Here is a 7,817-nt window from a genome sequence, read left to right as displayed (position 1 = left end):
TGCGGCCGTCCCGTTTCATGAGCGCACCCCTCAATGACTATCGCTCAAGCATAGACTATTGTCCGCTAAATTTCTGACTTATGAGTAAGAAGGCTGTTAGCGGCGAGAGCGCCGCCGAGGACAAGACTATCCAGCGTGTACCCGCCTCGGTGCAAGTTCAGCCGCAGGCAAGGATGTTCTCTTGCGCCTCGTAATCTATGAACGCTACAAGAATCTTCAACAAGCTCTGAGCCTTGTTGGAGATTCTCCTTTCGTGCCCCACCTCCCATGTTGGTGAACTCACATATAGCGCGCAAAATAGAGGGCGATAACACCCACACGCTCAAGCCACATGACGGACCTACCAGTCTTGTTTCTCGATTTTGATGGCGTGCTGCACCGGTTCGGCGAGCCTGCGCTTGATGAAGACTTCAATCTCATCGAGAACCCAAATCTATTTGCATGGCTGCCAGTTCTGGACCGCCTGCTCGTCCATTATCCAAACGTGCGAATCATCGTCAGCTCAGACTGGCGCCGTTTGTGTAACGACGAGACGCTGGTTCGATTGCTGGGCCCGTTGGGCGTACGATTCATCGGTGTGGTGGAGACCTGGGGAGGCTCCCGCTCCGAGGAAATTCTCGAGGAAGCCCGCCGACGTTGTCTGACGCACTGGCTTGCTATTGATGACCATCCGAGCGTCGAGGCGGCGAGCAGAGAAGATTCGCGCTTTGTAGCATGTGCATCCGATAGCGGCGTCAGCGCAGCTAGCGTCCAGGCTGAGTTGCAACGCAAACTTGCTGCGTTGACCGATGACGGGCAAACCACACCCGTACCTACGGATTTCCCACGCGCAAAACTTGTGAGCGCCCTGTCCGGGGTACAGTCTAAAGTCGCGGTAGCGCTAGCCGGAGTCCAGTACGTACAACCGACAGCTTCCGACGTCGAGCGCCGCGAGCGTTGGGAAATTTGCGAAGACCTGGCGCAGCAGCTCCGAGACTATTGTCGGCGTAAGGAGCGCGAGAATCCCACTTGGTCGCGCGAGTTCAATCTTGGGCGCATGCGCAGCGGCGTAGAGAGGAAAGTACGAAGCGGGAAATGGGACATCTCGCACGATGAAACCGCCTGGGTCTTGGAGCGCGTCGTAGCCTTACTAGGCTAAGTACTTTATTAGCGGCTACACATTGCGCGCAGCTTCTGCTCCAGTTCCGCCTGCACTGAGGGCTCAGCAATGCCAAAAACTGGGTGCGTAAGAACTAGTTTTTCCCTGCACCACGCTGGCCACTGCTCGCCATCGTCATCGAGTGCGAGCCAAGCATCGGGACAGCGACGCTGCACGTCTTGCCAAATCTGAAAGCCACGGAATGTTTCGGTGTACTCATCCCGTCGGGTGTGCCGCTGGTGGTAAGTAGCGCCGATAACTCGCTGCTGCAACGCGGGCGAGAGCTGCCGCTTCGCAAAGCTGTACCCGCCGCGCCACAACAGCCACGCTGTTGACAGCACAATGCGAACATCCGGGTACGGCTCCAGCGCGGCCTCTAGAAGCCCCTCGTTCTCGAAAAGTCGATGTCCGGGAGTTTGCAGCCAAGGGCCTTTGGCGGTGCGAAAGACAGCCTCGGGGTGGAGCACACCATCGAAATCGAGATATATGACGTTCATCTTCCTCGGTGCAAATGCCAAACTTCCTCCGCGACGTTCCGCCCTTCGGCTGGGCGGTAGTACGTGCACGACTCGCCGCCAATCGATACGCTCGAACCTAAGTATGACGGGGAACTGATGAGCGCTGCTGCGCAAAAATGGCACGCCCTCGGCGTAACCCCGAGGGCGTATTGCCGCTGTTCGTTCCCTGCATAGGTAGCCATCCTGCTAACGGCGAGAGCGTGCTGACTCACTTGTCTCTGGCTCTGCTTGTGTGTGCCAAAGAGGTGTGCCAAAATCGCTACTGTAGCCCACAGTAAGCTTTTGAATTTACAGGGATTTAGTGGTTTTGCGGGAGAATCTCACCGCTTCCGCCAATTCAAGCCAAGTCATTGATTTGCCGATAGATAGGGGAGTTTTTGCCCCTAACTGGTACACATGACTGGTACACAACGGCAGCGCAAGGTTCGGTCAGCACAAGAAGCTGACATGCCCCTCTACATGCGCAAGGACGAATATGGGTACAAGTTCGTCCGCCCCATCCCCAAGAAGCTGCAGGCTCATCTGGGCAAGGCCAACTTCATCGACCGATTGGGCCGGGACTACCGGAAAGCCAAAGCCGCCTGCGCCGAGCTCACCGTTGAAACAAACCGGCAACTTGCCGAAGCCCGAGCCAAACAGGCCAACGAGAACTCGGTAGATGCGTTCCTCAAGCAGGATGCCCGAGCACGGCTCAAGACCATCTCGGTTACCCCGGAGCTCTCCGACCAGTTGGCCTCGCTTTGGCTGCAAGGGCTGAGCGTCGACTCCAACGCCCGCGAGGATGGGCTCCCAGTCCACTGCAACCGGCACACTCACTGGCAACAAAGAGCCCCCTGATGCGGGCTGAGGCGACTATTCGCAGCCGTATCGTGTGAACCGCATGTCGAAACTATTGCCCCGGGAGTCGGTGCCGTAGGTCCTGGTAACGCCATTGCCGAGATTGCGCGTCGTGCTATCCCAAGAACTACCGTTGGCGGCTGTCCCGTAGGTCTTGGTGACATCGCCAATCTGCGTAGAACTCTGGTTCCAGCTGGACCCGGTATTGCTGTTGTATCCGACCTAGTCAAGTCACGGCAGGACATATTCATGACTGATGAGCGAACTGTGCCAGGCCGTGAGCAGAAGCAGCTCTACCTGAAGCCAAGATAAACACGGGCTGTGCGGGCTAAGTGGCGGAACCTGGCAGCGGACACAGCTCCTTCCGACCAAGCTCGTCCTAGTCAGAAGGAATTTTCCGCAGTTGCTTGTGGGTACTCGCGACGTACAGGCTCCGCTGGCCCAGGGTCAGCTGCAGTGTCAGACCTTCCAGCACCTGGGCGTAGGGCTTAAGTGCCGGGCACCACGTTATTGAAGACATGCAGCCCCATGCCAAGCGGCAGAGACCTGTTGTAGAAACTCTTGCCGCCGATGCTCAGGGAGAGTTTGTCCGTCAATGGGTCGCCAATGGCTTCGAACGGCAGGTCGACAATCTCGTCCACACGCATCTTGGAGTGTGGCTTTTGTCATTCTTGGTATGACTTGCCAGCCTCAGCCTCGAGTGGCAGCATTCACCGTCAAGCGACGCCGGCAAGCCCATGATGGATACCGGCATCACGACCAAAGGCAACATTGAAAAACCACATGCCAACAAATTTTCATCCGAAATCCGATGACAAAGGCAAGCCTGTTGCGCTGCGGAAACCCAGCCAGCCCACGCCATTGAGCTCGTGGCAACAGCCTGGCACATTTTCCATCGTGGTCCCATGCGGCGAATTGCCGGCAGAACTTAACGGCATTCCGCTGCGTAGTTGGTTGGACGCGCCCCAGTCGATAGCGGCTTGGAATGCCGTCGCTGGCCAAGCCGAAATCGGTGAGCCAGCATTCTCCCCACCCAATGGCAAGGCCGAAGCCGCCGGACTGATTATCGAGGAGTCGGATGGTCGCATCTGGCAGGTCGCACCGTCAAACGGGTATGGCGGCTATACGGCAACGTTCCCCAAGGGCCGCGTCGAGCATGGCATCAATCGGCAGGCCAGCGCCATCAAGGAAGCCTGGGAAGAGACCGGACTGAAGGCTGAAATCACCGGCTTCGTGGCAGATTCGGTCCGCTCGCTGACGTACACGCGTTACTACCGTGCACGCCGCGTCGGCGGCAATCCTGCCGACATGGGCTGGGAGTCGCAAGCAGTGATGCTCGTACCCAAATCCCAGCTGGGCCAGTTCCTGACGAACGCCAACGATTTGCCGCTGTTAGAAGCGCTGATTGCGTAACGGCCCGTTGCCGCCAGCCTATTCATATGAGAGCAGAAGTCAACTTATTGATGACTTGGATGCGCTCAAGCACATTGGGCCAAGGCCAACCGGAACCGCCTCCTGTCGCAAGAGATGCTTGCCCTGCTTGACCAGCGAGGAGACTCTAGCTCGCCTACCATCACGGTAGCGATATTGCGTTGGTCGCCTTTGAAGGCAACGCGCTTGCCGGAGTATCGGAGACGAATGTGGTGGTGCCTGCGGGCAGTGTCGCCAAAATTGGCCAAGAGAATCGAACTACCCTGCCCACCGTGCGTCGAAAAAGTCTCCCGACATCGACTTTTGGAAGACTGAACACATACGTAGTCGGGTCGACCAACGGTTTCCGGGCTTCTCCCGAGGCACTTAGCCTGTTACACTAATTGTTACCCAGACCCGTGTTCCACCGCCCGGAAAGCCGCGTAAACACTAGAGTTCATAGATGGCCAATGGTGTCCCATCAGCCACCCCAAGAATTAAAAGAGTTAGCAGGTATGTGCCCGCTAACTTAATCTGAATTTTGGAATGAGAACTTCCAAAGTTTGGAACTTGAAAAGCCCACCCCTTCGGTGGGCTTTTTGCTTTTGGGGCTTGGCATCGAAGCTTGACACTGTATATCCATACAGTTAACTCAACTTTAGGCACCCCCAGTCAGGCGGCTTTTATACTGGATATCCATACAGTGTAAGTGAGAGAGACATGTTCGCCTGCGCCCCCGGTACCGTCTACCTCTACAGCCAATCCCATGGGGCTGCGCGTTTGGCCATCCGCTGCCTCCACCTGACAATAGAAGATCCGCTGCTCACAGCCGACACCTGGAACCCTGAGGTTGGGGCCGCCGCCCAGGCAGCCGGCGCCACCCTTACCCTGACGGGGGTCGATACCGCAGCAATCATGGCGCTGCCATGGACAATCGACCGCCTGGCGTTCGATTACCGGGGCGCTCGGCTGAGCTTCCAGCTCGCCTACAGCATCCAGTTCGTCGGTCCTCGCTCGATTTGCCTGCGCACCCGCGGCGAGCGCCACTACGCCATCCGCGCGGAGATGGTATGCCCCGTGTGACCCACCAGGCTGGCTCAATCTTCCTGGAAACGCGGTTCCTGCCCGGCGACACGGCAGTGCCGCGACTCTCCTCCCGGATCGCGGCACTTTTCTTTGCGGTACAACCTGTCCTGGAAGGCCTGCGGGACGCCGCCCCCTGGCGGCCGGCGGCGGCCGCGCCTACACGGATGCAGGAGCCCCACCGGAGCTCAGTATGCCGCCGCGCGCTCGTCACGCCGGGGGTCCCTCAGATTTGAGTCTGCCGTTTCCAGCGGATATGATGGCGACTGAGGCGGCGCCGCTTTCGGCACGACGGAAGGCGCCACGACCGCATCCCCGGCGGAATCAATTGTGACTTCACAATGAAAACCCTCCGTATCGCTTCCTTTTTCCTCGCTACAGTCGCGCTATCAGCTCAAGCAGTTCAAGCGCCTGATAGCCAATGGCAGCGCGTTGGGTTGTCGCTATCTGAGCTTGTTGGGCGTGGTTACGGCATTGCCGCGGTTACGAGCGACTCGTCCCCAAATGGGGTATCAACTGAAACGTTCTACCTTCAAAGGGGCGAAAGCGCGTACAAATGCATCGAGGTTCATGCCATTGATTTCAAGGCAAAGAAGTCCGCAGCGCTTTTTGATTGCTTTGAACTCGTTACGCCCTACGCAACGCCTCGCACCAAGTGAGGCAAGTATGCGGGCCGGTGCGCGCACGGCACGGCCACCAGCACCCTCACCTCCTCCGGCCTCTCGATCACCTGCGGCGCGGCGGCGCAGCCGACCAGCAGAAGCAATGCACGTGCGGGCAACGCCTCTAAATTGCGTTTCTGCTCAATTCTGAGGCGCAACCAAGCCACCAAGCCAGCATTTGTATTTATAAAAAAGTACAAGGGGGCCAATGCACTGGCAAACTAAAGCGCGAATATTCCGCGCGTTGTCGATGACCCCGTTCGGGGACAACATCCATTACTTCCTGCAGCGCAAGGTCACCAAGGAATTGCCGCGGCGCGTATGCGGCCTGGATGAACTGCTGGCGACGGCGCGCAACTTGCACGCCGATACCCAGCGCCATCTAGCCGAGGATCTAGGAAAAGCCCAATTCGTGGAGATTGGCGCCGGGCGAATATGGCCGTGGCCATCGCTTTGCGCTTGCCTGGCGTCGAATCGGTTCTACTGCGGTCACTTTATCTGTGGAAGCGACTCTTGGAATCCGTGGAGCAAACAGCCGACGAGCGCCGGACCGTAATTGCTGTCCGGACTATCCGGGATCTTCCATTCGAAGAAACCATCCTCGGCAAAGGTTGCGTTCCCCTGATCCTCGATCAGGATCACGTGGAACGGAACCAGCCGCATCATCTCATCTGCGCCTAGAACGAAGCGCGAAAATTGGTACCGCCCCACGAGGTGTCCATCCCACTTCGCAAAGCCGAACTGAGCATAAACGCGACCGAAGCTAGTATTGAGCTGGAAACTCTCTCTCTCGTCACCCGGTAACGCTGGGCCTTCCACCGCGGCGCGGGCCAAGAACCCCTCTTGGGCAAGACATTCGCCCACGAACTTCATGAACCGCCTCGCCTGCGCGCGAAGCATCTCGGCGCGCATGGCATTTTTCCTGGCGGCGTCGCGCTGCTCTTTTGTGGCTTCCATGTCGCCTTCATGAGAGTGAAGTGGTGTCCAGTCTCCGACGTGCTGGCGGTGTCTGCAATAGCCCTTTATGGGGGAATGCAGATCCCCGGATCGAGGTGGTGTAGAGCCGCTGGATGCAGAGCATGAAGAGCACGATTGGCGCACATGCTCGCGCTGCGGCGGCACGCGACTCTATAACGCCATCGGCCCGCGCCTCGGCATCATGCCCGACACCCACTACACGAAATGCGACACGCACGCGAAGCGCTGCCAGCACCTCTGGAACGAGATCAACGGGCCCTGCGCGTGGGCAGCGACCCTGTGGGTGGTGGATTTTCGGAGGGTTCAGATGTGAGCGTCGACCCATGGTGGTGCCCGTGGCCGTGCAGATCCTAGCGATCAGCGGCGCGCAATGCGCGAATGAGTTTCTGCACTAGCTGTTCATGTTGCTCCAGCGCCTCATCAAGCGTGTGGGCTCCATAGCTCTCGTTTTCTTCCGCCACCTTCCCAACAACACGAGTCACGAACAGCGGCGTGTCCTTAGGGGCTCGCTCGGACACCCCGCGGAAGCGGGTAGTGACCACGACGCCGGAGTCTTCCATCAGCGTGCGGCGGAAGATCAGTTCGTTCTCAGCCATCCAGCGCGACCACTCGCCCTGGTCCAACACCTGGACAGGCCGGTTCTTCGCATCCAGGATATAGAAACGACTCCATCTGGGTGATGCCGATCGGGATCTCATGGGAGGATGATCGCAGTGCGTTGCAGCCCGTCAATACTGAATGGTCCCCCTAAAGGGTAGTGCAGAACATGCACCCACCGATAAGTCGATTCCACGCCCTGGGCACGGAAACGGATGATTTGTGAGGGTGCCGCGGCTGAAAAGGATGACTGGCTAGCATGTCGCGATCCGGAGGTGGCGCGGAGTTTCCTCGCACTGCCGTCGGCGAAGCTGATGGACACCGAACCAGCACCCATCGAGCGATGGCGGGAACTCTGGCCCGGATGGAATCCTGAAGCCGTTCAATCCCGGAAACGAGCAATCGGCCAGCCGATTGACTTCAAGCATCATGTGCCCTCTGTCGGGCAGCAATACACTGGAAACATGGCATGGCCCGAGCGCGCGCTATTGCGAAAGGACCCTGCTGAAGTTCAACGGGTGTTACGTCCCGCGCAATCTGAGGTTTGGGGAGGGCCGTTTATCCCGCGAACGGCTGGGGCGATTTTCTGAACAT

The 7,817-nt window shown here is 58.3% G+C and carries 9 protein-coding genes; 5 read left to right on the top strand and 4 right to left on the bottom strand.

The annotated features are described in order from the left end of the window. Positions 1 to 349 precede the first annotated feature (349 nt). Positions 350 to 1,138 (top strand): HAD domain-containing protein, encoded by a 789-nt coding sequence (locus ACGLHR_RS49735; protein ID WP_400103262.1) that lies wholly within the window; start codon positions 350 to 352, stop codon positions 1,136 to 1,138. Between the two features lie 8 nt (positions 1,139 to 1,146). Here the strand turns inward: ACGLHR_RS49735 and ACGLHR_RS49730 are convergent, their stop codons facing one another. After that, positions 1,147 to 1,635, bottom strand: coding sequence for an HAD domain-containing protein (locus ACGLHR_RS49730; protein ID WP_400103260.1), 489 nt, complete (start codon positions 1,633 to 1,635; stop codon positions 1,147 to 1,149). A gap of 468 nt (positions 1,636 to 2,103) precedes the next feature. Here ACGLHR_RS49730 and ACGLHR_RS49725 point away from each other — a divergent pair, with 468 nt between their 5' ends. Next, on the top strand, positions 2,104 to 2,493 hold the full coding sequence (locus tag ACGLHR_RS49725) for a DUF6538 domain-containing protein (protein WP_400103258.1): 390 nt from the start codon (positions 2,104 to 2,106) through the stop codon (positions 2,491 to 2,493). Positions 2,494 to 2,981: 488 nt separating this feature from the next. Here ACGLHR_RS49725 and ACGLHR_RS49720 read toward each other — a convergent pair whose 3' ends face one another. Further along, positions 2,982 to 3,134: a hypothetical protein gene (locus ACGLHR_RS49720; RefSeq protein WP_400103256.1), complete on the bottom strand. Its 153-nt coding sequence runs from the start codon at positions 3,132 to 3,134 to the stop codon at positions 2,982 to 2,984. Positions 3,135 to 3,276: 142 nt separating this feature from the next. Here ACGLHR_RS49720 and ACGLHR_RS49715 point away from each other — a divergent pair, with 142 nt between their 5' ends. From ACGLHR_RS49715 to ACGLHR_RS49705, 3 genes are all read left to right on the top strand, one after another. Beyond that, positions 3,277 to 3,906, top strand: a complete 630-nt coding sequence (locus ACGLHR_RS49715; RefSeq protein WP_400103254.1) for an NUDIX hydrolase — start codon at positions 3,277 to 3,279, stop codon at positions 3,904 to 3,906. 717 nt (positions 3,907 to 4,623) lie between these two features. After that, a complete protein-coding gene (locus ACGLHR_RS49710; RefSeq protein WP_400103252.1) occupies positions 4,624 to 4,986 on the top strand; it encodes a hypothetical protein in 363 nt (120 codons plus the stop codon). Between the two features lie 341 nt (positions 4,987 to 5,327). Further along, positions 5,328 to 5,645 (top strand): hypothetical protein, encoded by a 318-nt coding sequence (locus ACGLHR_RS49705; RefSeq protein ID WP_267603524.1) that lies wholly within the window; start codon positions 5,328 to 5,330, stop codon positions 5,643 to 5,645. 492 nt (positions 5,646 to 6,137) lie between these two features. Here ACGLHR_RS49705 and ACGLHR_RS49700 read toward each other — a convergent pair whose 3' ends face one another. Beyond that, positions 6,138 to 6,605: a hypothetical protein gene (locus ACGLHR_RS49700; protein WP_267603526.1), complete on the bottom strand. Its 468-nt coding sequence runs from the start codon at positions 6,603 to 6,605 to the stop codon at positions 6,138 to 6,140. A 371-nt stretch (positions 6,606 to 6,976) separates the two neighbouring features. Next, positions 6,977 to 7,324, bottom strand: a complete 348-nt coding sequence (locus ACGLHR_RS49695; protein ID WP_400103250.1) for a hypothetical protein — start codon at positions 7,322 to 7,324, stop codon at positions 6,977 to 6,979. Between the last annotated feature and the right edge of the window lie 493 nt (positions 7,325 to 7,817).

The organism is Cupriavidus sp. CuC1, from assembly GCF_044627735.1.
GTDB classification, from domain to species: Bacteria; Pseudomonadota; Gammaproteobacteria; order Burkholderiales; family Burkholderiaceae; genus Cupriavidus; species Cupriavidus ulmosensis.
Note: the sequence above shows the minus strand (reverse complement) of the source record. Positions and strands in the feature narration are given on the sequence as shown.

Coding starts and splice junctions, on each gene's coding strand:
- ACGLHR_RS49730 (WP_400103260.1), bottom strand. CDS start 1,635: ATGAACGTCATATATCTCGATTTCGATGGTGTGCTCCACCCCGAGGCT.
- ACGLHR_RS49725 (WP_400103258.1), top strand. CDS start 2,104: ATGCCCCTCTACATGCGCAAGGACGAATATGGGTACAAGTTCGTCCGC.
- ACGLHR_RS49715 (WP_400103254.1), top strand. CDS start 3,277: ATGCCAACAAATTTTCATCCGAAATCCGATGACAAAGGCAAGCCTGTT.
- ACGLHR_RS49710 (WP_400103252.1), top strand. CDS start 4,624: ATGTTCGCCTGCGCCCCCGGTACCGTCTACCTCTACAGCCAATCCCAT.
- ACGLHR_RS49705 (WP_267603524.1), top strand. CDS start 5,328: ATGAAAACCCTCCGTATCGCTTCCTTTTTCCTCGCTACAGTCGCGCTA.
- ACGLHR_RS49700 (WP_267603526.1), bottom strand. CDS start 6,605: ATGGAAGCCACAAAAGAGCAGCGCGACGCCGCCAGGAAAAATGCCATG.
- ACGLHR_RS49695 (WP_400103250.1), bottom strand. CDS start 7,324: ATGAGATCCCGATCGGCATCACCCAGATGGAGTCGTTTCTATATCCTG.